Here is a 22,987-nt window from a genome sequence, read left to right on the forward strand (position 1 = left end):
CCACCACCCCGGACGGCCCGGGTGCGATGATCGAGGCATGGTGAGCCGCAAACTGTGCCTCGCGCAGGATCCGGAGGCGGACAAGCTGCTGTCGACCGACAACTTCGCGCTGCTGACGGGGATGCTGCTGGATCAGCAATACCCGCTCGAACACGCCTTCCGGGGACCTAGGAAGATCGCAGACAGGATGGATGGCTTCGACATTCATCGGATCGCAGAGGCCGATCCCCAGGCATTCGAAGACCTGTGCGCCACGCCTCCAGCGATCCATCGCTATGGACGGTCTATGGCTCGCCGGACCCAGGAGTTGGCCCGGTACGTGGTCGAGCACTACGACGGGAACACCGAAGCTATTTGGACCGAGGGTAATCCGGACGGCAAGGAGGTTCTTCGTCGGCTGAAGGATCTCCCAGGCTACGGCGATCAAAAGGCGCGGATATTCCTCGCTCTGCTCGGTAAGCAACTCGGCGTGGAGCCGAAGGGGTGGGAGAAGGCCGCAGGCGCGTACTCGGAGAAGGGCTCGCGCCGATCGGCGGCTGACATCGTTGACCAGCAATCACTGCTCGAAGTGCGGGCCTTCAAGAAGGAAATGAAAGCGGCTGCGAAGGCTGCCGGAAAGTAAGGCATTGGCGCTGCTGCGAGCCTGAAAACCCGTACAGGATTCGGAGGCCGCATTACATCCCGATCCCGAACCACGGGCAGGGGTTGTACTCCCTGGGGACCATTTTTGCCTAGCCAAGGCACGCGCCAAGGCATCTCCTCTGGCCAGCCGTGGAGCAATGAAAATCACTGAACACCACCTAGTTGCGATCTTGGAACTGCTCTGCGTACCCTCGCTCCTCAGCTCATCGAACAACTGACGGAACGCGGTATTGGCTCCGCAGCCTCACCGAGGAACTTCACACAGACGGACCGATGGGCAAGGCCATGCTCACGATCATGGCCGCATTCGCTCAGTTGGAACGAGACACCATGATCGAGCGGACCCGTGCCGGACTCGAGGCAGCAGCGGCCAACGGTCGCAAGGGTGGTCGCCCCCGCAAGGTGGACGATGCCGACGCCGCCAAGGCCCGCAAGATGAAAGACCAAGGTGTGAGCGTCCCGGATATCGTGAAGGTGCTCGGGTGCTCCCGGGCGACTGCCTATCGGTACTTGTCCGGGGAGTAGATTCCGAACATGGCAAAGGCCCCGGAGAAATCGGGGCCTGTTTCTTCTCTGTGGTCCCTTGGACGGTCGGACCCACCCCGGACCACTCTAGCCAAGCTGGGCAGCCCAGTTGGTCATATAGACCGAATTTCGAGCGCTTTCCTGATTAGCTCCCTCGCCGCTTCTCCCGTCGCGGCCTGTTTTGCTAACACGTCGAAGGCTCGACCATAGAGCGCAATCTCTCTGGGTTGGGTAATCGTGATTCCTGCCGTGTGGCCTTCTATCTTCACCATCCGGTTGTCGAACATTACGAAGTTCTCCACCACTACGAGCCCGACCGCTTCTCTAGGAACTATTCCCAAGGTGACACGGGGCATTCCTATTATGGAGTGCAGTCTATCGAGCTGCCCTCTCATTACCTCATCACTGCCGATGGTGGTGTACAGAGATTGTTCGCCGATAAGAAAGTGAAACTTATGATTACGGCGGTAAAGAATTTGCTGACGTTCCATCCTCTTGGATACAGCTTGATCCAAATCATCGGTTATGTCGTAGAAGTCGATAGCGTATTTTAGGATCGCTTCTGCATAATCTGCCGTTTGTAGAAGCCCTGTAATCACCTGGGGTTGCCAATTGCGGATGTGGCCTGCTTCTGATTCTAGCTTGAGGGTTTGTTGCTGTATTCGTTTGATCCCAGCACCCAGGGCTTGCCGCCATTCGATGTATGCAGCGTCGATGTTGTGAACGGTGGCCAACAGATCTGCTAGTTGATCCTCGGCATTTGAGTGGGCACAGTAGGCGCGGATATCGTCATCAGACGGCTTTATCTTCCCGTACTCGATTTTAGATACTTTGGACTCGTGCCATCCTTCGCGCCGCGAAAGCTCCCGGCCGGTGACTCCTGCCCTTCGGCGTACTTCTCGGAGCCGTTTACCGAGAGCTTCCCGCGCTTCCTGCACCGAGTTCGTCACTGTCCGGCGTTCATCACGTATTCGGAATATGGTGTTGCCAGCTTCCAGAGACGCTCCTTTGCGCTGTGACAGTATGCGGCAATGTGCGGGTTGTCAGTTACTGCTGCTCCCGCCGGTTTCCCTTCCTTGTCGATAAGATTGAATGCTACTCGTTCATCATCGAAAAGCCAGAAATCATCTGTAAGTATTTCTCCGGCCAGATGGCGGGGCAAGTAGCGGATATCTTCGCCTACGTCGATATTGTCTACGGTTTCGCTGAGCAGCCACCTTTGATAGTCGCTGTGAGGTACAGTGACAACCCGGACACGGCTTACCGTCACTCCGCGCTGTCCCAGTTGTCGCATTCGTTCCGCCCATTCCCGCCACGCTTCGTCCGGCTCGGTAATTCGAGGCTCGCCTTTAAGGAATCGGCGAAAGGGCTCGGATTCGCTGGGTACGGCGTATGAGTCTCTGACTTCCAAATGAAATGCCGACCGTCGGCAGTCTCGGAAGAGATCTGGCCACGGATTATGCTGCATCAATTCCACCGTAGTATGTCCTTCGACTCATGGGGACCTCGATAGCAGTCTCGTAGGATTCCATCTTCAACTGTTCAATTGTATCGTGATCAGATATCGGCTCTCCGGCGAGGGTGAAGGTCCCTCGGCCGGTATCGGTCATTGTTGCGCCAAGGAAGGTGTCCTTTTCCGCGAATCCAAGCAGCAGATGTGGTATTTCTATTGTTCCTGCCATATCGATCTTCCAGCCGACAATTACATAGCTTTCGTGGTCGGTGGCGTACAGAGTCGGACAGTCGTTGACCTTTGAGCCACCCTTGCCAAGGAATCTCAGCCCATCAAGCATGATCTTGCCTCCTGTCGAGTGGTGTGCTTGTGCTTGCACTGCCGTTTCTGATGTTCCCTCATAGTGGCTGGCTTCGCGTAACAATGCCCGATTCTGAGCAAGCTCATGCAAGTTCGTAGACCAGAGTTATTGCTGCTTCCTAGCGTCGTTTGCTGGCACCCGGGATCGGCGGAGCTGTCCCGGCCCGGGTCGCCCACCAACGACTATGAGGGGTCGACATGGAGCGGCGCACAAGGATTTTCGAGTTCCCCGGAGGCTTCCTGGAAGTCGAGGACTATGGGGATACCGACCCGGAATACGGTCCCGGGGTCTACATGGAGTCCTACCTGCCAGACAAGACCGAACCGGCAGAGGACGACAGGACGGCACCGGAGGCGTCATGAGCTGGCACCTCGGCCTGTTCGTCGTGATCGCGCTACCGGTGACCGTGTTCATGGTCGCTGTGTTCTGGCCTGATCGTGCACCGAAGGACCGGACTGTCCAGGCGATTCGGAAACGAATCGAGCAGGAGAATGCGGACGGCTGAAGGGTGCGCCGACGCCCGTGCTCCGCCGGACTCCTTTCTTACGTCGAACGGTAACCGACACTCGGCACCCTCGGTCTTCCCGCGCTGTTCTTCCGGGGGTGTTTGAATACCGAACGCCGCGCCCGCCAAGCGGCCCTGTATGACTTGTAGGCGGACGAAACCCGTCATGTCAATAGTCGGAGACGTAGGCAGGGCCCTTCAAGCGCTCAGGCGAGACTGGTTTAGCCACTCCCCAACTCGAGATGCATGATTGTTGCCCCCTACCTTGGATCTTGCGAAGGTTTTCTGTGTCCAAGACATGGTGCCGCGGCCGTGGGCCGAGAAAGCGCTGTTTGGACAATATCTGTCAAACTCAAGCAAACATCTGGCGCTGTTGGCTCGCGCGTTCCTAGCGTCGTATCAGGATCCGGTGTAGCCGTCCCGGATGGTGACCAACGACAGGAGGGGTCGAGATGAACTGGCGGGCAAGAGTCTTCGAATTTCCCGGTGGGATGTTGGAGCTTCGTGGGTATGAGGACGACTCGGGGGATGGTGACGTGGGCACCGGTGCTCGTCTGGAGGTCGACGGGCGTAGTGGAGAGGACGAGGGCAGTGGCGAGGCGGAGGCCTCGTGAGTGGGATCGGTTGGCGCGCTGGGTTGCTCGTTGTGATCGGTATCCCGCTTGCCGTGTTGGCCGGTGCGGTGTTCTGGCCGCAGCGGTTACCGCGAGGGAGGTCGGTCGAGGCGATTCGGGAGCGGGGTCGAGCGCGAAGATGCCGGTGGGTAGGGCCAGCACTTTGTGAAAACGGCTGCCTCCCAACGTGTTCCGGGAGACAGCCGTTTCGGTGAATACCCCTAGCTGCTGCTGGCGGCCGCCGATGAGGCGAAAGGGGTTCCGGTTACGCGGGTTTCCCGTTGGGCCGGGGGCTTCCAGAGGCCGCGGCGCTGGAGGATGGGGAGGACGCCCTCGCCGAACCAGTAGGCCTCTTCGACGTGGGGGTAGCCGGAGAGGATGAAGTGGTTGATGCCGAGGCGGGAGTATTCGATGAGGCGTTCGGCGACTTCCTCGTGCGAGCCGACCAAGGCGGTGCCGGCGCCACCGCGGACCAGGCCCACGCCCGCCCACAGGTTCGGGGCGATCTCGAGGCGCTCGGTGGAGCCGCCGTGCAGGTCCAGCATGCGGCGCTGGCCCTCGGATTCGCTGCGGGCCAGGCTCGCCTGCACCCGCTCGATCTCGGCGGGGTCGACCGCCTCGAGCAGCCGGTCGGCTTCGGCCCACGCCTGTTCGGAGGTGTCGCGGGAGATGACGTGGATGCGCAGGCCGTAGTCGAGCTTGCGGCCGCGGTCCACCGCGAGGCGGCGGACCCACTCCAGCTTCTTGCTCACCGCGAAAAGCGGTTCGCCCCAAGTGAGATACGTGTCGGCGTACTGGGCGGCCACCGGTCCGGCGGCCTCGGAGGAGCCGCCGAAGAAGATCGGCGGAACCGGATCGGGGTGATTGTTCAGCAGCGCGTTCTCGACCCGGATGTGCTCACCCTCGAAGCTGACCGGCTCGTGCGAGCGCCACAGCTCGCGCACCACGTGCAGGAATTCGCCGGTGCGCTGGTAGCGCTGCTCCTTGTCCAGGAAATCGCCGAACGCGCGCTGCTCGTGCGGCTCGCCGCCGGTCACCACGTTCAGCAGCAGTCGCCCGCGCGAATGCCGCTGGTAGGTGCCCGCCATCTGCGCGGCCAGCGTCGGGCTCACGATGCCGGGCCGGAAGGCCACCAGGAACTTGAGCGTCTCCGTGGTCTCCACCAGCATGGCCGTCGTCAGCCACGCGTCCTCGCACCACAGCCCGGTCGGGGTGAGTACGGCCTCGAAGCCGTTCTCCTCCGCGGCGCCGGCGATCTGGTTCAGATAGCGCAGCGAGGCCGGCCGGTCGCCGGACATCGCGGTGCCGTGCCCGCCCGCGATCAGGTTGCGCGAATCGCCGTAGGTCGGCAGAAACCAGTGGAACGATAAGGACATTCGTGCTGCTCCCTTCAGGAGGCCGGGGGAAAGAGGTCGTTGAAGCGGGTGTCGACGAAGTCGGCGACCCGCACCTTGTTCGGGATCAATTTCGCCTCGGTGAAGGCGTCGGCGACCTGCTGTTCGGCATCGATGGTCGCGGCGTCGAGCGGATGATCCTCGTAGGGATCACGTTTCGCGGCCACCAGCGTCACCTCGGTGGGCAGTCCGGTGAGCTGCCCCCAGGTCTGCGCCCACTGTTCGGGGTGTTGGTCGGCCCAGGCGTGGGCGCGCTGGATGCGCCCGACGAGGTCGCGAATGGCCGCCGTGCGCGACTTACTCTGTAGCGCTTTGGAGCCCGCGATGAAGAAGGCGTCACCGTTCACATAACCATTGCCGTCCACCAGGATTCGCGCGCCGGTCTGCGCCTGCCCCTGCGCGGTGTAGGGATCCCAGATAGACCAGGCGTCGACGCGACCGGTGCTCAACGCGGCCAGCGCGTCGGCGGGCTGCAGATACTGCGGCTGGATGTCGTCGAACGACAGCCCGTTCTTGGCGAGCACCGTGAGCAGGTGATGATGCGACGAACTGCCCTTGGCGACCGCGATCTTCTTGCCCTTCAGATCCGCGGGCGCGCGCAGCGGCGAATCCTTCGGCACCAATATCGCCTGCCCCGCCGTGCCGGCCCGGTACGCCGAAACGATCTTGATGGCGGACTTGGCGGCGGCCGCGAAGATCGGCGGCGAGTTCCCCACGCCGCCGAAATCGACAGCGCCGGAGTTGATCGCCTCCAACATCGGCGGCCCCGAGGTGTACTGCGACCATTCGATCTTGTACGGCACGGGTTTCAGCTCACCGGCCGATTCCAGCAGCGCCTGCAGTCCGGTGCCCTTCTGATCGCCGAGCCGCAGCGTCACCTGCGAGAAGTCCACGCTGCCGTCGGCCCGGACGGCGGTGTCCTCGGCATCGTCGGTGCCGCAGGCCGTCGCGACGAGAGCGGTGAGCGCGAGTGCGGCGAAGAGTCGGCGGCTGATCATGCGGTTCCTTCGGTTTCCTCTACGGTGACGCCGAGATCGCCGAGCAGGCCCCGGCGCAGCGTCACGAATCGGGACTCCTCGCGGCGGCGCGGCCGCGGGAGATCGACGCGAATGTCGTTGGCGATGCGGCCGTCCGCGAGCACCAGCACGCGGTCCGCCAGCAACAGCGCCTCGTCGACATCGTGGGTGACCAGCAGCACGCCCGGCTGGTGCCGGTTCCACAGCTGGAGCACCAGCGCGTGAATAGTGATGCGGGTCAACGCGTCCAGCGCGCTGAACGGCTCGTCGAGCAGCAGCAGATCCGGATCGCGGACCAGCGCCCGCGCCAGCGACGCGCGCTGTGCCTCGCCGCCGGACAGGGTCAGGGGCCAGGCGTCGCCGCGCTCGGTGAGCCCGACCTCGGCCAGCGCCGCCCGCGCGGCGGCCTTCGGGTCGTGGTGCCGCAGCCCCAGAGTCAGATTGGCGTGCACGCGTTTCCACGGCACCAGCCGGGGTTCCTGGAACGCGACGGCCACGTCACCGGTGACGGTGAGTTCGCCGTCGTGTTCCCGGTCCAGTCCGGCGAGGGCGCGCAGCAGCGTCGACTTGCCGGTCCCGCTGCGACCCAGCAACGCGACGAACTCGCCCCGCGCGATGTCGAGATCCAGGCCGTCGAGCACGACCCGCTCGCCGAAAGCCTTGCTCAGCTTGCGAATTCGCGCCACCACGGGCGCTTCGGCGGCGGGCGCGTCCGCCTCGGCCGTCAATTCCCCAAGAACCCGCGTCGCCATACCAGCGCCTTCCTCTCGATCAGCCGGACCACCGCATCGGTGAGCAGGCCCAGCACGCTGTAGACCAGCAACCCGACCACGATGACGTCCGTGCGCAGGAACTCCCGGGCGTCGTTGATCAGAAAGCCCAGTCCCGCATCGGCATTCACCTGCTCGGCGACGATCAGCGCGAGCCACGCGACCCCGAGCGACTGCCGCAGCCCGACCAGGGTCTGCGGCAATGCTCCGGGCAGCACGATGTGGCCGATCGTGGCGAGCCGCGACAGTTGTTGTACGCGAGCGACTTCGGCGAGCTTGCCGTCCACGCCGCGAATTCCGGCGAAGGTGTTGAGGTAGAGCGGAATCGCGACGCCGAAGGCGACCAGCACGATCTTGGGCAGCTCACCGATGCCGAACCACAGGATCAGCAGCGGGATCAGGCCGTAGAACGGCAGCGTGCGCAGCATCTGCATGGGCGGGTCGACGATGTGCTCACCGAGCAGGCTGAGCCCGGCGATCACCGCCAGGCCGACGCCGATCACCGCGCCGATGGCGAAGCCGATGGCCGCCCGCTGCAGCGAGACCGAGATGGCCTCGGTCAGAGTGCCATCGCGGAGGAGTTCGATGGCGGTGTCCACCACGGTGGTCGGCGCGGCGAGCAGGCGCTCCGGCAGTACACCGGTGGAGCTGGCAAGTTGCCAGAGCACCACGATCAATACGGGCGAGACCAGACGCACCCACCGTGAGGTCGGTAATCGCGGGAGCCGGACCGGCGTCGACCGCAGGGCAAGTGATGACAACGCGAAAACCTCGTGCACTGGTAGCGGACTGTGTCGGCGGTGCCGAACGGTCGGCGGCCCAGATTCAGATAGTGCCCGCGGCGGGACGCGAAGTCACCGGTTGAAATCTGCCTGGTTCTTAGCCCTGACAAATCGCTGAGAACTCGCTGAGACTTGGCGGCAGCCGCAGCAGGTTACCCGGGCCGCCGCGGCACTTCCGGCGAATCCGCCACCCATGAATCCCGAACTGCAGCTGACCCGCCGCAGCCTGATGATGAGGAACAAGCTGGTGAAGATGAGGAAATTCACCGCTGTCGCCACTCTGGTGACAGCGGCAACAAGCATAGCCACAGGCACGGCGTACGCGGCTCCGGCCCCCGACGGCGTCGTGAACTACCAGGCCAGAACCACCGAAAGGGCCACCATCATCTCGACCGATGTCGGTTCGCTCGATGTGGACAACGGGGTGTTCACGATCAAGGCCGCGGACGGCAGCACGGTCGCCGGGATGGAGCTGTCGTTCCGGGTGGACGATTTCGTCTTCCCGATCGCCGCCGAGATCCAGGACCGCACCGCGACGCTCACCCCGCAATTCGACCTCGCGCACGCCACCTACCGGCCGGTGGCGCTGCCGTTCGAGGAACTGGCCCCCTTCAAGACGCCCTACGACCGTGAAGTAGCCGCTTGGACCCGGCTGACCAGCACCATCAGCGCGGGCGCGACCATCGGGACACTGGTCGGCGGTATCGCCGGCGGTGCCGTCGGCTGCCTGCTGGGCGGCATCGCGGGCGCCACCGTGGCCGCCGCCGCCATCGTCGGCCTGTTCGGGGCGTTCCTGCCCGCGGCCGTGATCGGCTGCCTCGGCGGCATCATCGCCGTCGGCGCGCTGGGCACGCTGGCCGGTCAGCTGCTGGTCACCGCGCCCGTGGCCGTGCTGGCGGCCGCACAGTACTTCACCACCATCAACCAGCCGTTCGCACCGGCTCCGAAGTAGGTGGGGAAGACCCGGCGCAGTGGCGCCGGGGGGACGCCGGTCCCGTCCGGAAGCCGTGCCGGGCGGGGCCGGTCCGCATTCGAATACCCTTGTGGCACAAGCGTTCTCTGACACCAGCGAGCGCGCCGGAGCGAGCGGTCTGCCGGGGCCGCGTGCTCCGGACCGGCGATGCGATCCCGGCGATCGAAACTCTCGCGTTCCCTACGCTGGGGGTGATGTAGTGGAGTTCGCGCCGGGTGCTCGGGGAATCGTGCTCGGCGCCCCTTCGAGGCGCACACTGGGAGCGACGATGAGCAGACCGCGAACGGTGGCCGACGTAGTCGAGATCGAGCTGGTGAATCATGGCTGAACTGCACGAAATTCCCGCCGACGGCGCCGGTTTACGCCGCGCCTTCGCCGCGTTCCCCAGTGGAGTCGTCGCGGTGTGCGCCGAAATCGGCGGCACCCCATACGGATTGGCGGTCAGCACCTTCGTTCCGGTGTCGCTGGACCCGCCCCTGGTGTCGTTCTGTGTGCAGAACAGCTCCACCACCTGGCCCCGGTTGTCCGCGGCCAGTTATCTGGGCCTGAGCCTGCTGGGTACCGAGCAGCACGACGCCGCCCGGTCGCTCAGCTCCAAGAACGGTGACCGCTTCCGGGACCTGGAACTGCATCGCGGCGCCGGGCACTCCGTTTTCGTCGACGGCGCCTCGGCGTGGCTCGAGGGCGTGATCGAGACCCAGGTCCCCGCGGGCGATCATCATGTGGTCATCCTGCGGGTCCGGCGCCTGGCGACCCAGGCCGAGGTCGATCCGCTGGTCTTCCACGGCAGCCGGTTCCGCCGCCTGCATCCCGAAGAGGTGCGCAATGGCGTCGCCCACTGACCCGGGCGATTTCACCTTCACGCTGCCGCGGTGGCCGCGGTTGCTACGGGAGCTGATCGAGGATTCCGCCGTACCGGTGGCCGATCCGGCTCAGCGAGCATGGAATTGGGTGAACCCCGATTGGATCGGTGTGGTCGTCGGCGTCGCGCCGCTGTAATGATCCGGCACACGCCCGGCCCTGCCGGACGGGCGTCGCGTTCGCGGATGTCTGGAACATGATGAGGGGCAAGACATCCCGGACGCATAGGGATCACAGTGGATGGGACGGGCGGAAACACAGGCGGCGGCGCGGGCCCGGTAGCGGATCGGTATGTGCCACCAGCGTCGCCGCCAGACCCCGGGCTTGCAGGTCGTGCATGTGCATGTCCTGGCTGAAGGCGTCGAGATGAATCAGCGTGTGCCGCACCAGGGTCGGGCCGATGTCCGGCGGATCGGTGCACGCGCGGTAATAGGATTCGACGGCCCGCGGGTCCTCGGTCAGCGCCGCGAGCGCGCCGAGCCGCACCCGCTGGGTCAGCCCGTTCCACACGTGGGCCTCCTCGTCGGTGCGGATCTTGCGCCAGCCGCCGCGATAGTCCAGGTCGCGAATGATGTCGCCGGCCGATTTGCCCAGTCTGGTCTCGCACACCACCGCCCACAGCGCGCACAGCCAGCTCAGGGCCGACAGCGTGGAGGTCGGGTGCAGGTCGCCGAGCTCGGCCTCGGCCTGGGCGTGCGTGCCCAGGCTCGCCCACCGGAACACCAGTTCTTCGGTCTCGGCGAGCAGTTCACCGGGTAGCTCGTCGGCCGCGGGGCGCACGAGCTGCACGGCCCGGCCGGAGGCCAGATCCTGTAGCTCCACCATGTCCGCTTCGCCGGTCGGCTCCCAGCGATGCGAATTCCGAGTCATCATCGGTGGTCCCCGCTCGCTCCGACTGCCACATCCACTCGGATTGAGCCATGAATACCGCACCGGCGCAAGCAAAAGCGGGGCATTCGGTTCGTCGGCGCGGCCCACACGTCCGGCTCACTCCAGCGCGGACGCCCGGTTCCGCTCCTCGAGCAGCCTGCTGAACTGCCGGTTCGCGATGCGCATCACGATCTCGTAGGGCAGCGCGAATTTCCGGGCGAACCAGTACGCCACGCGGATGTCGAACGACGTGTGCACCAGGTAGCGATTGCGCTCGATGCCCGCGATGATCCGATCGGCCACCTGCTCCGGGCTCGCCGCGTGTCCCTCGAACAGTCCGGTCAGCTTTCGCACCCGCGGATCGTCGCGGTCCACCCCGACGATCTGCACGGTGCCCACCAGCGGCGTCCGCACCGCGCCCGGCACTACCAGGCTCACCCCGATGCCGTGTCGCTCCAGATCGAATCGCAGCACGTCCGAGATGCCCCGCAGCCCGAACTTGCTGGCGCTGTAGGCGGCGTGCCAGGGCAGGGCGAGCAGCCCGGCCGCGGAGGACACGTTCACCAGATGGCCGCCGCGCCCGGCTCGCACCATCGGCGGCACGAAATTCTCGATGATGTGGATAGGTCCCATCAGATTCACGTCGATGACGGCACGCCAGTGCCGGTGCTCGAGGTTCTCCACAGTGCCCCAGGTGGCGATGCCGGCGATGTTCATGACTACGTCGAGGCTGCCGTGCTCGGCGCGCACCCGCTCGGCCCACGCGGTCACGGCGTCGTAGTCCGATACGTCCAGCGCCTGCAGCGCCGCCACCCGGCCCCCGGCCTCCTCGACCAGCCGCGCCGTCTCCCGTAGTCCGGCCTCGGCGATGTCGGTCAGGAACAGCTGCGCCCCCTGGCGCGCCGCGGCCAGGGCGGTGGCCCGGCCGATGCCGCTGGCCGCGCCGGTGATCAGGCATTTCCGGCCGGTCAGGTCTTTCATGAGCGGATCTCCTAGCGGATTCAGAACAACTGTGATTTCACACTAGAGTATTGCGAACAGCACTGTACACAGAGGGCGTCCTCTCCTGTGCAATTCCCGGGTCCGCTGGGGAAAACCCTTTGCCAACAGTTGGATTCACGGTGATCGGGAGGGCAGACATCCGGTCGAGGCTCCTTTACCGTCGATTTCACCCATCCAGAGCGGTTGAGAGACCTGGCTCGACGAGACCGCAGCAACCCCCCGCTCGCCGGGTGCGGGTGCTACCGCCAGGACCGATGGAGGATCGCGATTCCATGAGCACACTGGCCGCCGCAGAGTCGTCCGGCGTGGTATCGGCCGCCGAGGAGGACGCGCTACCCGTCGCGCGAACCTGGCATCCGTGGCGCTGGCTGGTCGGGGCGGCCGCGCTGGTGGTGGTCGCGCAGTTCGTGCACGGCCTCGCCACCAACCCCGGTTGGGACTGGCCGACCTTCACCCGGTACTTCACGGCCCGATCGGTCCTCGAGGCCGTGCGGGTGACCGTGGAACTGACCTTCTGGGGCACGCTGTTCGGGTTCCTGCTCGGGATCTGGCTGGCGGTCGCGAGGCTGTCGAAAATCCCTGTGCTGCAAGTGATCGCGTGGGTCTACGTGTGGGCTTTCCGGTCGATCCCGCTGATCGTGCAGCTGCTGTTCTGGTTCAACATCGCCTACCTGTACCAGCGGATGTCGATCGGCATTCCGTTCGGCCCGGCCTTCCTGACCTTCGACGTCAACGGCGTGATCAGCGGGTTCACCGCCGCCGTGATCGGGCTGGCGCTGCACCAGGCGGCGTATTCGGCGGAGATCATTCGCGCCGGGATCATCTCGGTCGATCCGGGGCAGCTGGAGGCCGCCAAGTCGCTCGGCCTGCCGTGGCGGCGTCAGTTCTTCACCATCGTCGCGCCCCAAGCCATGCGCGGCATCCTGCCCAATGCCGCCAACGAGGTGATCAGCCTGTTCAAGGGCACCTCGATCGTGTCGGTGATGGCCATCGCCGAGCTGTTCTACCAGGTCCAGGTCATCTTCGGCCGTAACGGGCGAGTGGTGCCGCTGCTGATGGTGGCCACCGTCTGGTACATCGTGCTCACCACGGTGCTGACCGTCGTGCAGTACTACATCGAGCGGCATTTCGCCAAGGGCGGCCGGCGCGAGCTGCCGCCGACACCCTGGCAGCGGGTGCGCGGCAAGATCGCCGAGATCACGGAGGAACGCCGATGAGCGAGCCCGCCACCGAAGACGACCCGCGTTCCGCCGCGTACGCGGTCGAATTACGCGGGGTGCGAAAGCGTTTCGGGACCGAGGAGGTGCTGCGCGGAGTCGATCTGGCGGTTCGGCCCGGTGAGGTGACCGTCATTCTCGGACCGTCCGGATCGGGCAAGTCGACACTGCTGCGCACCATCAATCACCTGGAGAAGGTCGACGCCGGTAGCGTCCGGGTGAGCGGCGAATTGGTGGGCTATCGCCGCAAGGGCGCGAAACTGCACGAGCTGAGTGAACGCGAGATTCTGCGGCAGCGCTCGCGGATCGGCTTCGTTTTCCAGGACTTCAACCTGTTCCCCCATCTGACGGTGCTCGAAAACGTCGTGCTGGCACCGGTTTCCGCGCAGGGGCGCCGGCGGTCCGAGGCGGAAGCGGAGGCCGGGCAGCTGCTCGAGCGGGTGGGACTGGCGGACAAGGCGGCGGAGCACCCGCGGCGGTTGTCCGGCGGACAGCAGCAGCGGGTGGCGATCGCGCGGGCGCTGGCCCTGCGCCCGGCGGTGGTGCTGTTCGACGAGCCCACCTCGGCGCTGGATCCGGAACTGGTCGGCGAGGTGCTGGCGGTGATCCGCGGGCTGGCCCGCGACGGAGCCACGCTGGTCATCGTCACCCATGAGATCGGTTTCGCGCGAGAGATCGCCGACACCGTGGTGCTGATGGATTCGGGGGAGATCGTCGAACAGGGGCCGCCCGGACAGGTTTTGGACGACCCGGCCCATTCGCGTACCAAAGCCTTCCTGGCCCATGTGCTCTGAGACCGGTGCGGAGTCGCCCGCCTCCCCGTGGCGTCCGGCGCACGAAAAGCAGATGAGCTCAGGCCGTTCCGTGCGGTGGCCGAGAAGGACCGAGGAGGTGTGCGTGGCATGAAATTCCTGCTGCTGACACTGATCACACACCAGCCCGACCCGGTCACCGGCGTGACCGAATCCCCGGCGCAGCGCTTGCGGCGGATGGTCGACAGTGCCCGGCTCGCAGAGGAACTCGGCTACGACGGGTTCGCCGTCGGTGAGCGGCACGAGGATCCGTTCATCTCCTCCGCGCCGCCGGTGGTGCTCTCCCATATCGCCGCGGTGACCTCGCGGATCGCGCTGTTCACCGGTGTCACCACGCTGAGTCTGCTGGATCCGGTGCGGGCCTTCGAGGACTATTCGACGCTGGACAATCTCTCCGGCGGCCGGCTCGAACTGATCATCGGCAAGGGTAATGGCGCCGCGCAGGCGCAGCTGTTCCATGTCACTCCCGATGATCAGTGGGACCGCAATCGCGAAGGCTACGAACTGTTCCGGCAGCTGTGGGAACACGACAGCGTCACTTGGAGCGGCCGGTTCCGGCCCTCGCTGACCGAGGCCAAGGCGCTGCCGCGGCCGCTACAGCCGCGCCTGCGCATCTGGCACGGCAGCGCCACCAGCCGGGAATCGGTGGATCTGGCCGCGCGCTACGGTGATCCGCTCTTTTCCGCGAACGTCACCTACCCCATCGAGCCGTATGCCGAACTGGTGCAGCACTATCGAGAACGCTGGGCTGCCTACGGCCACGACCCCGCGGCCGCGCTGATCGGCGCGGGCACCGCCGGTTTCCACGTGACCCGCGACTCTCGAGACGCACTCGAACGGTACCGCCCGATCTTCGAGGCACGCCAGGCTGTTGCACGAAAGCACGGCCTCCCCAGCGTATTCCAGACCGTAGAGGACTTCGTCGACCGCAGTTCGGCCCTGATCGGCAGCCCGGCACAGGTGCTGGAAAAGGTACTGCGCTACCACGAACGGTTCGGCCACGAGGTAATCCATTTGTCCGCCGACGGCGACGGCTTCACCGACAAACAACATCGCGAAAGCCTGGAGCTGTTCCAATCCGAGGTGGCTCCCGCACTGCGCCAGCGCATTCCGTCCCGTGAACTGGGAGCGCGGCGTGGGGGGTTGGGGGTGTGGGGATGAAGCGGTATGTGAGTGTGCGGATTTTGCAGGCGGTTGCGGTGTTGTGGGCGGCGTTCACGGTGTCGTTCGCGGTGTTGTACTTGTTGCCTGGGGATCCGGTGGAGCTGGCAGCTGGGGCTACGCCGGGGACGCCGGTCGATCCGGCGGCGATCGCGGAGATGCGGGCTCGGTACGGGCTGGATCAGCCGGTGTGGCAGCAGTATTGGACGGCGCTCACCCACGCTGTGCAGGGTGACCTGGGGCGGTCGTTGAGCACCGGGCAGACGGTGACCGGCGCGCTCGCGGACGCATTGCCGACCACTCTCGCGCTGGCCTCGTTCGCGCTGGCGCTGGCGGTGGTGTTCGGCACCGCGCTCGCGCTCGCCGCCACCTATACGGAACGCCGCTGGCTGCGCGGACTGTTGACCGCGTTGCCGCCGATCGGCGCGTCGGCCCCGACGTTCTGGGTGGGACTGCTTCTGCTGCAACTGTTCTCGTTCCGGCTGCGGTGGGTGCCTGCCTTCGGCGGCACCGGATTGCAGGGCACGTTGCTGCCCGCGGTGACGTTGGCGATACCCGTCGGCGCGGTCATCGCGCAGGTGCTTCACAGCAGCCTGGCACAGACTTGGCGGCAGCCGTTCGTGGAAGTGGCACTGGCCAAGGGCGCCTCGCGCTGGTGGGTCCAGTTGCGCCATGTCCTGCGGCCCGCGGTCGCTCCCGCGCTCACGGTCGCGGGCGTGTGGGTCGGCACGGTGCTCGCCGGTTCGGTCATCGTCGAGACCGTCTTCTCCCGCGCGGGCCTCGGCCGCCTGACCCAAACCGCCGTCCTGAACCAGGACATCCCGGTGGTCCAAGGCATCGTCATGCTCACCGCCGCCGCCTTCGTCCTGGTCAACCTCGCCGTAGACCTGGTGTATCCCGCCCTGGACCCCCGTGTCGCCCAAGCCTTCCGAGCAAAGGAGCCCTCCCATGCGTAGGCCCGTGGTGCAGGCGCCCACGTCCCGAGTAGCGCCGATCTCACCGCCCGCCATCCTGCTGTCGGCAGTCCCTCCGCCAGTCCGGCGTCCTTGCGACCGGAATGCGCGTCTGGTCCGGATGGATCCCGGCCAAGAGCGTGCCGGGATGTCGAGTGGGGTGTGGTGTGCCGGGATGACGAGTGGGGTGTGGTGTGCCGGGATGGCGAGTGGGGTGTGGTGTGCCGGGATGTTTGTGGGGTGGGAGAGAGGGGGCCGGGAGTGAGTGAATCGGTTGTTGTGGAGCGGGGTGGGGTGCTGCGGGTTGCGGTGCCTGGTGGGGTCGGGGTGTTGAAGGCTTTGCGGGGCAATGTTTTTGCTGGGGTGGCCGGGGTGGTTTTGTTGGTGGTGCTGGGGTGGGCGGTGGTGCCGGGGGTGTTCAGCGGGCGTGATCCGTTGGTGGGGGTGCCTGCGGAGAAGCTGCGGGGGCCGGGTGCGGAGCACTGGTTCGGGACGGACAATTTGGGGCGGGATGTTTATACGCGGGTGGTGCATGCGGCCGAGTTATCTTTGACGGCAACTGTTTTCGCGGTGCTGATCGGGCTGGTGTTCGGCACGTTGATCGGTCTCGTGGCGGGGGCCGCCGGTGGCGGCGTGGACGCGGTGATCATGCGGATTGTCGATGTGCTGCTGTCGATTCCGGAGCTGCTGACCTCGCTGGCGCTGGTCACCGTGCTCGGTTTCGGGACTCGCAATGTCGCGATCGCGGTCGGAGTGGCGTTGGTCGCGCGCTTCGCCCGGGTGATGCGGACCGAGGTGCTGCGGGTGCGGCGGGCGCAGTATGTGGAGGCGGCGCTGGCGAGCGGCGTGCGGTGGCCGGTGGTGCTGGTGCGGCATGTGCTGCGCAATGCCTACGCGCCCGTGGCGGCGCTGGCGGCGGTCGAGTTCGGCGTCGCCGTGCTGGCGGTCTCGTCGCTGAGCTTTCTCGGTTACGGCGCGACTCCGCCGACCCCGGAATGGGGTTCGCTCATCTCCGAAGGTCGCAACTACCTGGCGACATCGTGGTGGATGACGACTCTGCCGGGCCTGGTCATCGTGGCGGTCGTGCTGTCCGCACAGCACTTGGGCCGCACCATCGCCCGGGACGGTGACCGGTGAGCGCGGCGGTGGAACGGCTGCCGGAGCCGCTGCTGCGCATCGATGAACTGCGGGTGCGGTACGGCGAGGGAGCGAACTCCACGACGGCCGTCGCCGGGGCGACGCTCACGGTCTCGCCGGGGGAGACCGTGGCGTTGGTCGGCGAATCCGGGTCCGGCAAGTCGACTCTCGCGCACGCGGTGATCGGTCTGTTGCACGGCGGCACGATCATCGGCGGCGCCATCGGCTTCGCCGGCGAACGCATCGACAATGCTCCGCAACGTCACCTGCGCCGATTGCGCGGCGCGCGTATCGGTTTGGTGCCGCAGGACCCGGGCACCTCGCTGAACCCCGTGCTGCGCATCGGCGATCAGGTCGCCGAGACCCTGCGCATCCACGGTCGCGCGACCCGCAGGACCGGCTGGATACAGGCCGTACGCATCCTCGAGGAGGCCGGACTCGACCGTCCCGAACTGCGGGCGCGGCAGTACCCACAGGATTTGTCCGGCGGTCAGCGCCAGCGGGTACTCATCGGCATGGCGCTGGCCTGCGGTCCCGACCTGGTGATCGCCGACGAACCGACCAGCGCGCTGGATGTCACCGTGCAGCGCCGCATCCTCGATCACCTGGCGAAGCGCACCGCCGAATCCGGCACCGCGGTCCTGCTGATCACCCACGATCTGGGCGTCGCGGCCGACCGGGCGGACCGGATCGCGGTGATGCGCGGCGGCGAAATAGTCGAAATCGGTGACACCGCCGAGGTTCTGGCGAGTCCCCGGCACGACTACACGCGCCGGTTACTGTCCGCCGTCCCCGCTCTGGACGCCGCGACCCGCCCGGCGCGACCGGCCGCCGACAAACCATTGCTGGCCGCCACCGGATTACGCCGAACCTTCCGGCTCGGCCCCGGCACCACGCTGACCGCGGTAGACGACGTCTCCCTGCGGGTGGACCGCGGCGAAACCCTCGCCCTGGTCGGCGAATCCGGTTCCGGCAAGACCACCACCGCGCGCATCGTCGCCCGCCTCGAACAACCCGACGCCGGAACCATAACCTTCGACGGACAGGACATCGGCGGGCTGCGCGGCGGTCCACTGCGCGAGCTGCGTCGCCGTATCCAGGTCGTCTACCAGAACCCTTACGCCTCACTGAATCCCAAACTCACGGTGGCGCAGGCCATCGCGGAACCGTTGCGCGCCTTCGGTATAGGGGACCGGCGCACCCGACGCGACCGCGTCGCCGAGCTGCTCGAACAGGTCGCACTGCCGGCCGACTACCTGAACCGCCGCCCCGACGCGCTCTCCGGCGGCCAGCGGCAACGCGTCGCGATCGCCCGCGCCCTGGCCCTGCACCCGGACCTGGTGGTACTCGACGAACCCGTATCGGCACTGGACGTCTCGGTACAGGCGCAGATCCTCGAACTGCTGGAAAAACTTCAGCGCGACCTGGACCTGAGCTACCTCTTCATCACCCACGACCTGGCCGTGGTGCGCCGCATCGCCGATCGGGTCGCGGTCATGCGCGCCGGCGAGATCGTCGAGACGGGAACCACCGCCGACATCTTCGTCACGCCACGACACGAGTACACCCGCGACCTGCTGACCGCGATCCCGGGCGCCGTACGCGAGCCGACCGCACGGCCCGCTCCGATCGAAAGGACGGCCTGAATGCCCCTGTCCAATCCACTGCTGCTCGGTGTCGAATTGTCCGGCACCGGAACCCATCCCGCGTCCTGGCGACGGCCCGACTCGCGTGCCGAGGGCCTGTTCACCGCCGATTACTGGGTCGACGCGATAGCCGACGCCGACGCCGCGGGCCTCGACTTCGCCTTCCTGCCCGACTCGTTCGCACTGCAATCGGCCGGTGCCGCAGGCCGTTTGGAGGCGGTCGGGATCGCCGCGCGTGCCGCGGCCGCTACTCGGCGCATCGGGCTGGTGCCGCAGGCTCCCGTGACGCACACCGAGCCTTTCCATGTCTCGAAAGCCATTGCGAGCCTGGACTTCGCGACCTACGGCCGGGCGGGCTGGGAGGTCATGGTGTCACGCGAACAGTCGAAGCTGTTCGGGCGCAAGGGCGAGCAGGACGACGTGTCGCTGTGGCACGAGGCGGACGAGGCGATCGAGGTCGTCACCCGGCTGTGGGACAGCTGGGAGGACGACGCCGAGATCCGCGATAGGTCCACCGGCCGCTTCATCGACCGCGACAAGCTGCACTACATCGACTTCGCCGGGGACAACTTCGCGGTGAAGGGCCCGTCGATCACGCCGCGCTCGCCACAGGGTCAGCCGCTGGTCGCGGTGCGCGCCGCCGATCCGCACAGCACACGCGTGGCGATCCACCGGGCCGACCTGATCCGGATCGCGGCAGCCGACCTCGCCGCGGCCGCGCAGACCCGCGGTGAGCTGCGTGCGGCCGTCGCCGCGGCGGGCCGCGACCCGAACCTGGTGCGGGTGCTGGTCGACATCGACGTGCACATCGCCGAGACCGACGACCAGGCCGCCCTCGACGTCGCACAGCTCGAGGCGTGGACGCCGACCGAACCGCCGAACACACTGCGCCACATCGGGACTCCGCATTCCTTGCGCGCGGTGTTCGAGCAAGTCCGCGCCGAATGCGCGGGCGACGGCGTGGTGCTGCGTCCCCTCGCGCTGTCCGCGTTCGCCGCACAACTGCCCCGGATCGCGCCGACGCTGCGCGAGCGCCTCGGCCTGCCCCGACCGGTCAACCGCTACGCGACCATTTCCTGAGGACGAGATGTCGAAGAACAAGGTACGCAAGCAGATTCACTTGGCCGCCCACTTTCCGGGCGTCAACAACACCACGGTCTGGAGCGATCCAGATTCGCACAGCCAGGTCGAGTTCGACTCGTTCGTGCACCTGGCTCGCACCGCCGAGCGCGGGCTGTTCGATTTCTTCTTCCTGGCCGAGGGGCTGCGGCTGCGCGAGCACCGCGGTCGCATCTTCGATCTGGACGTCGTGGGCCGACCGGACACCTTCACCGTGCTCAACGCGCTGGCCGGGGTCACCACCCGGCTCGGGCTGGCCGGGACCATCAACACCACGTTCAACGAGCCGTTCGAGCTGGCGAAGCAGTTCGCGACGCTCGACCATCTGTCCGGGGGCCGCGCCGCCTGGAACGCCGTCACCTCCTCGGACGCGTTCACCGGTGAGAACTTTCGCCGCGGCGGTTACCTCCCGCACGCCGAACGGTATGTCCGCGCCGCCGAGGTGATCGACGCGACCCGCGCGCTGTGGGACAGCTGGCCGCCGGATGCACTGGTGGTGGACCGGGAGCGCGGCGTGTTCGCGCGGCCCGCGCCCAGTGTCCGCGTCGACAGCAGCCAGTTCGACATCGAGGGCCGCTTCGTACTGCCGCGCAGCCCGCAGGGCTACCCGGTGCAGTTGCAGGCCGGTGATTCCGAGGACGGCCGCGAATTCGGGGCCGCGAAGGCCGACGCCATCTTCAGCCGCCACGGCGAACTCGAGGACGGGCAGCGGTTCTACACCGACATGAAGGGGCGGCTCGCGAAATACGGGCGCTCCCGCGACGATCTGAAGATCCTGCCCGCCGCGACCTTCGTGCTCGGGGACAGCCGCGCGGACGCCGAGGAGCGGGCCCGCCACATCCGGTTGCAACAGGTCGGGCCGCAGACGGCCCTCGCCTTCCTCGAACAGGTCTGGGGCCGTGACCTTTCCGGCTACGACCCCGACGGCCCCTTGCCCGCGGTGGACCCGGCGGACAACGTGGACATCACCCGCGGACGGGTCCGCCACGCCAAGGACCCGCGCGCGGTCGCGGAGGATTGGCGGGCGCGGGCGGAGGCGGGCAATCTCAGCATCCGCGAACTCATCATCGAGGTGACCGCGCGGCAGCAGTTCGTCGGCTCGCCGGGCGAGGTGGCCGCCGAGATAGACCACTACGTGCAGAGCGATGCCGCCGACGGATTCATCCTCGTACCGCACCTGACTCCCGGCGGGCTCGACGAATTCGTCGACAAGGTGATCCCGGAATTGCAGGAGCGCGGCAGTTTCCGGACCGAGTACACCGGCACGACCCTGCGGGAGCACCTGGGTCTGCGCCATCCTCACCAGCACAGCGAAGGAGTACGGGCGTCATGAGCGTTCCGCTGTCAGTCCTGGATTTATCCCCGGTCAGCGCCGGGTCCACGCCGCAGCAGGCGCTGCGCAACAGCGTCGATCTGGCTCGGCACGCGGAATCCTGGGGATACCGGCGCTATTGGCTGGCCGAGCATCATTTCGTGCAGGTCGCCAGCTCGTCCACGGCGACGCTGATCGGGCTGATCGCCGCTGCTACCAACACGATTCGCGTCGGCTCGGCGGCGGTGCAGCTCGGGCACCACACCTCGGCCTCGGTGGTCGAGGCGTTCGGGACGATCGACGCGCTGTATCCCGGGCGACTAGATCTCGGTCTTGGTCGTTCGGCGCATCGCGTGGCCCAATTGCGTTCGGCGGGTGTGAAACCGGTGCCCGCGCCGGTTCGGCCGACCCAGGTGCGGGACGGTGTGGTGATCCCGCCGCCGTTCATTCCGGGGCAGCAGCTCGATACCGCTCGGCTCGCGGCTTCCTTCCAGGCGCTGTTGCTGCCCGGGGCCGAGGCGATCGGTTACACCGAGCAGGTCGAGGAGATCCGCGCACTGCTCGAGGGAAGCTATCGGACCGCGGACGGCATTGCGCTGCAAGCCGTCCCGGGCGAAGGGGCTGATGTGGACCTCTGGTTGTTCGGCTCCAGCGGCGGCGAGAGCGCGCAGCTGGCGGGACGATTGGGGCTGCCGTTCGCCGCCAACTATCACGTGTCTCCCGGAACTATCCTGGAAACCGTTGCCGCCTACCGTGGTTCGTTCCGGCCATCCGTGCGCTACCCAGAGCCGTACCTGGTGGTGTCGGCGGACGTGGTGGTTGCCGAGGACGAAGCGACCGCCAAGCACCTGGCCTCTACCTTCGGCCACTGGGTCTACAGCATCCGCAGCGGTTCCGGCGCGGCGCGGTACCAGGACCCCGACACCGCCGAGCCCCTCACCGAGCAGCAACAACGTCTCGTGCACGACCGCCTGACCACCCAGTTCGTCGGCACTCCAGCCGTTGTCGCCCAACGCCTCACGGCCCTCCAACAACTCACCGGCGCGGACGAACTCGTGATCACCTCGGTAACCCACCGCCACGAAGACCGACTGAACTCCCATCGGCTGCTGGCCCGCGAATGGGGGTTGTCGCACGTACGTGCCGCGTGAAGTGTGGTTATTCCGCTTCCGGCGCAAGGAATTCCAGGCGGTTGCCGACGCCGTCGTGGGTGTGGAAGCGGCGGCGGCCCGGGATTTCGGCCGGGTCTGCCCAGTGCACGGGGTAACCCGCCGCGGTCAGCGCCGCGGCGGTCGCGTCGATGTCCACGACGAATGCCGGGTGAGCCTTCTGGGCCGGGCGGAAATCATTTTCGATGCCGATGTGTATCTCCCCGTCGGGGCCGCCGATGCCGGGTACCCGGAACCAGCAGCCGCCGCGCGCCGCCAGCACGGGCGGCTTCGGTAGCTCCGGCCAGCCGAGCACGCCGGTGTAGAAGGCCCGCTGCCGCGGCTCGCTGCCGGCAGGGCTGCTGACCTGCACGTGGTGGATCATCACATGAGGGTATTCCGGGACGGCGCAGGGTGTCTGCGGCAGTCGGTGCGTCCGGGCAGGACGCAGCAGCAGTCCCTTCGCCATCCCGCCGTGCACCCTTCGCCATGCTGGCGCGAATTCCTTCGTCATTCCGGCATGCTTTTTGGCGGAAAACCGCAGTAACGGTGTTGATACCGGCCAAAAGCATTACGGGATGGCGACAAAGGTTGGTGGGGGTGGGGGGGTGGCGTACTGGGGTCGCGGGTGGGCGGGGTCGTCGACAACGGTTCGTGGGTGTGCGGGGGTGGCGATAGCGATTCGTGGGTGTGCGGGATGGCGACGACGGTTCG

At 66.6% G+C, this 22,987-nt stretch carries 25 protein-coding genes and 1 riboswitch; of the genes, 15 read left to right on the forward strand and 10 right to left on the reverse strand.

Features of this window, described 5'->3' with window-relative positions:
* Nucleotides 1-37: 37 nt before the first annotated feature.
* Together QH470_RS23025 and QH470_RS23030 are read left to right on the forward strand one after the other, a co-directional pair.
* Nucleotides 38-622 carry an HhH-GPD-type base excision DNA repair protein gene (locus QH470_RS23025; protein ID WP_280274424.1) on the forward strand — a complete coding sequence of 195 codons (585 nt, stop codon included), beginning with the start codon at nt 38-40 and terminating at the stop codon, nt 620-622.
* Between the two features lie 305 nt (nt 623-927).
* Nucleotides 928-1,167, forward strand: a complete 240-nt coding sequence (locus tag QH470_RS23030; protein WP_280274452.1) for a helix-turn-helix domain-containing protein — start codon at nt 928-930, stop codon at nt 1,165-1,167.
* Nucleotides 1,168-1,280: 113 nt separating this feature from the next.
* Here the strand turns inward: QH470_RS23030 and QH470_RS23035 are convergent, their stop codons facing one another.
* From QH470_RS23035 to QH470_RS23045, 3 genes are read right to left on the reverse strand one after another with little or no spacing between them, the layout of a single operon-like run.
* Complete coding sequence (locus QH470_RS23035) at nt 1,281-2,117, reverse strand: helix-turn-helix domain-containing protein (RefSeq protein ID WP_280274425.1); 837 nt, start codon at nt 2,115-2,117, stop codon at nt 1,281-1,283.
* Entirely contained in the window at nt 2,114-2,635 is a 522-nt protein-coding gene (locus QH470_RS23040; protein WP_280274453.1) for a DUF6879 family protein, read from the reverse strand. Before QH470_RS23040 ends, QH470_RS23035 begins: the two co-directional genes overlap by 4 nt.
* Nucleotides 2,625-2,960, reverse strand: coding sequence for a hypothetical protein (locus QH470_RS23045; RefSeq protein WP_280274426.1), 336 nt, complete (start codon nt 2,958-2,960; stop codon nt 2,625-2,627). Before QH470_RS23045 ends, QH470_RS23040 begins: the two co-directional genes overlap by 11 nt.
* Before the next feature lie 379 nt (nt 2,961-3,339).
* Here QH470_RS23045 and QH470_RS23050 point away from each other — a divergent pair, with 379 nt between their 5' ends.
* Nucleotides 3,340-3,486 (forward strand): hypothetical protein, encoded by a 147-nt coding sequence (locus tag QH470_RS23050; RefSeq protein WP_280274427.1) that lies wholly within the window; start codon nt 3,340-3,342, stop codon nt 3,484-3,486.
* Between the two features lie 835 nt (nt 3,487-4,321).
* Here QH470_RS23050 and QH470_RS23055 read toward each other — a convergent pair.
* The 4 genes from QH470_RS23055 to QH470_RS23070 are packed head-to-tail and all read right to left on the reverse strand — an operon-like array spanning nt 4,322 to nt 8,041.
* Nucleotides 4,322-5,476, reverse strand: coding sequence for an LLM class flavin-dependent oxidoreductase (locus tag QH470_RS23055; protein ID WP_280274428.1), 1,155 nt, complete (start codon nt 5,474-5,476; stop codon nt 4,322-4,324).
* Nucleotides 5,477-5,490: 14 nt separating this feature from the next.
* A complete protein-coding gene (locus tag QH470_RS23060) occupies nt 5,491-6,492 on the reverse strand; it encodes an ABC transporter substrate-binding protein (protein WP_280274429.1) in 1,002 nt (333 codons plus the stop codon).
* The gene (locus QH470_RS23065) at nt 6,489-7,262 is read right to left on the reverse strand and encodes an ABC transporter ATP-binding protein (protein ID WP_280274430.1); all 774 of its coding nucleotides are present in this window, start codon (nt 7,260-7,262) and stop codon (nt 6,489-6,491) included. Before QH470_RS23065 ends, QH470_RS23060 begins: the two co-directional genes overlap by 4 nt.
* Nucleotides 7,235-8,041, reverse strand: a complete 807-nt coding sequence (locus QH470_RS23070) for an ABC transporter permease (RefSeq protein ID WP_280274431.1) — start codon at nt 8,039-8,041, stop codon at nt 7,235-7,237. The genes QH470_RS23065 and QH470_RS23070 overlap by 28 nt, the downstream gene beginning before the upstream one ends.
* 268 nt (nt 8,042-8,309) lie before the next feature.
* Between QH470_RS23070 and QH470_RS23075 the strand changes: the two genes are divergently transcribed.
* The 3 genes from QH470_RS23075 to QH470_RS23085 all read left to right on the forward strand — a co-directional run bounded on the left by QH470_RS23075 (nt 8,310) and on the right by QH470_RS23085 (nt 10,034).
* Nucleotides 8,310-9,014, forward strand: a complete 705-nt coding sequence (locus tag QH470_RS23075; RefSeq protein WP_425302764.1) for a DUF8020 domain-containing protein — start codon at nt 8,310-8,312, stop codon at nt 9,012-9,014.
* Between the two features lie 341 nt (nt 9,015-9,355).
* A complete protein-coding gene (locus QH470_RS23080) occupies nt 9,356-9,877 on the forward strand; it encodes a flavin reductase family protein (protein ID WP_280274432.1) in 522 nt (173 codons plus the stop codon).
* Complete coding sequence (locus tag QH470_RS23085; protein WP_280274433.1) at nt 9,861-10,034, forward strand: hypothetical protein; 174 nt, start codon at nt 9,861-9,863, stop codon at nt 10,032-10,034. The genes QH470_RS23080 and QH470_RS23085 overlap by 17 nt, the downstream gene beginning before the upstream one ends.
* A gap of 93 nt (nt 10,035-10,127) precedes the next feature.
* On the opposite strand, the gene QH470_RS23090 is transcribed toward QH470_RS23085, so the two are convergent.
* Together QH470_RS23090 and QH470_RS23095 are read right to left on the reverse strand one after the other, a co-directional pair.
* Entirely contained in the window at nt 10,128-10,769 is a 642-nt protein-coding gene (locus QH470_RS23090; protein ID WP_280274434.1) for a hypothetical protein, read from the reverse strand.
* Nucleotides 10,770-10,883: 114 nt separating this feature from the next.
* Nucleotides 10,884-11,747 (reverse strand): SDR family oxidoreductase, encoded by an 864-nt coding sequence (locus tag QH470_RS23095; protein ID WP_280274435.1) that lies wholly within the window; start codon nt 11,745-11,747, stop codon nt 10,884-10,886.
* Between the two features lie 188 nt (nt 11,748-11,935).
* Nucleotides 11,936-12,029: riboswitch (SAM riboswitch) on the forward strand.
* Between the two features lie 11 nt (nt 12,030-12,040).
* On the opposite strand from QH470_RS23095, the gene QH470_RS23100 reads away from it, so the two are divergent.
* The 9 genes from QH470_RS23100 (at nt 12,041) to QH470_RS23140 (ending at nt 22,276) form a co-directional block, all read left to right on the forward strand.
* The gene (locus QH470_RS23100; protein WP_280274436.1) at nt 12,041-12,985 is read left to right on the forward strand and encodes an amino acid ABC transporter permease; all 945 of its coding nucleotides are present in this window, start codon (nt 12,041-12,043) and stop codon (nt 12,983-12,985) included.
* Nucleotides 12,982-13,779: an amino acid ABC transporter ATP-binding protein gene (locus QH470_RS23105; protein WP_280274437.1), complete on the forward strand. Its 798-nt coding sequence runs from the start codon at nt 12,982-12,984 to the stop codon at nt 13,777-13,779. The genes QH470_RS23100 and QH470_RS23105 overlap by 4 nt, the downstream gene beginning before the upstream one ends.
* A gap of 108 nt (nt 13,780-13,887) precedes the next feature.
* On the forward strand, nt 13,888-14,958 hold the full coding sequence (locus tag QH470_RS23110; protein WP_280274438.1) for an LLM class flavin-dependent oxidoreductase: 1,071 nt from the start codon (nt 13,888-13,890) through the stop codon (nt 14,956-14,958).
* Complete coding sequence (locus QH470_RS23115; protein WP_280274439.1) at nt 14,955-15,914, forward strand: ABC transporter permease; 960 nt, start codon at nt 14,955-14,957, stop codon at nt 15,912-15,914. Before QH470_RS23110 ends, QH470_RS23115 begins: the two co-directional genes overlap by 4 nt.
* 306 nt (nt 15,915-16,220) lie before the next feature.
* Nucleotides 16,221-17,048, forward strand: coding sequence for an ABC transporter permease (locus tag QH470_RS23120; RefSeq protein WP_280274455.1), 828 nt, complete (start codon nt 16,221-16,223; stop codon nt 17,046-17,048).
* An 8-nt stretch (nt 17,049-17,056) separates the two neighbouring features.
* A complete protein-coding gene (locus tag QH470_RS23125; protein ID WP_425302765.1) occupies nt 17,057-18,694 on the forward strand; it encodes a dipeptide ABC transporter ATP-binding protein in 1,638 nt (545 codons plus the stop codon).
* Nucleotides 18,695-19,774: an LLM class flavin-dependent oxidoreductase gene (locus QH470_RS23130; protein WP_280274441.1), complete on the forward strand. Its 1,080-nt coding sequence runs from the start codon at nt 18,695-18,697 to the stop codon at nt 19,772-19,774. It abuts the gene before it with no gap.
* 7 nt (nt 19,775-19,781) lie between these two features.
* Nucleotides 19,782-21,146, forward strand: coding sequence for an NtaA/DmoA family FMN-dependent monooxygenase (locus QH470_RS23135; protein WP_280274442.1), 1,365 nt, complete (start codon nt 19,782-19,784; stop codon nt 21,144-21,146).
* Nucleotides 21,143-22,276: an LLM class flavin-dependent oxidoreductase gene (locus tag QH470_RS23140; RefSeq protein WP_280274443.1), complete on the forward strand. Its 1,134-nt coding sequence runs from the start codon at nt 21,143-21,145 to the stop codon at nt 22,274-22,276. The genes QH470_RS23135 and QH470_RS23140 overlap by 4 nt, the downstream gene beginning before the upstream one ends.
* Nucleotides 22,277-22,283: 7 nt before the next feature.
* Here QH470_RS23140 and QH470_RS23145 read toward each other — a convergent pair whose 3' ends face one another.
* Nucleotides 22,284-22,658, reverse strand: coding sequence for a VOC family protein (locus tag QH470_RS23145; protein WP_280274444.1), 375 nt, complete (start codon nt 22,656-22,658; stop codon nt 22,284-22,286).
* Nucleotides 22,659-22,987 lie beyond the last annotated feature (329 nt).

Source organism: Nocardia wallacei (assembly GCF_029868745.1).
Taxonomy (GTDB): domain Bacteria; phylum Actinomycetota; class Actinomycetes; order Mycobacteriales; family Mycobacteriaceae; genus Nocardia; species Nocardia wallacei_B.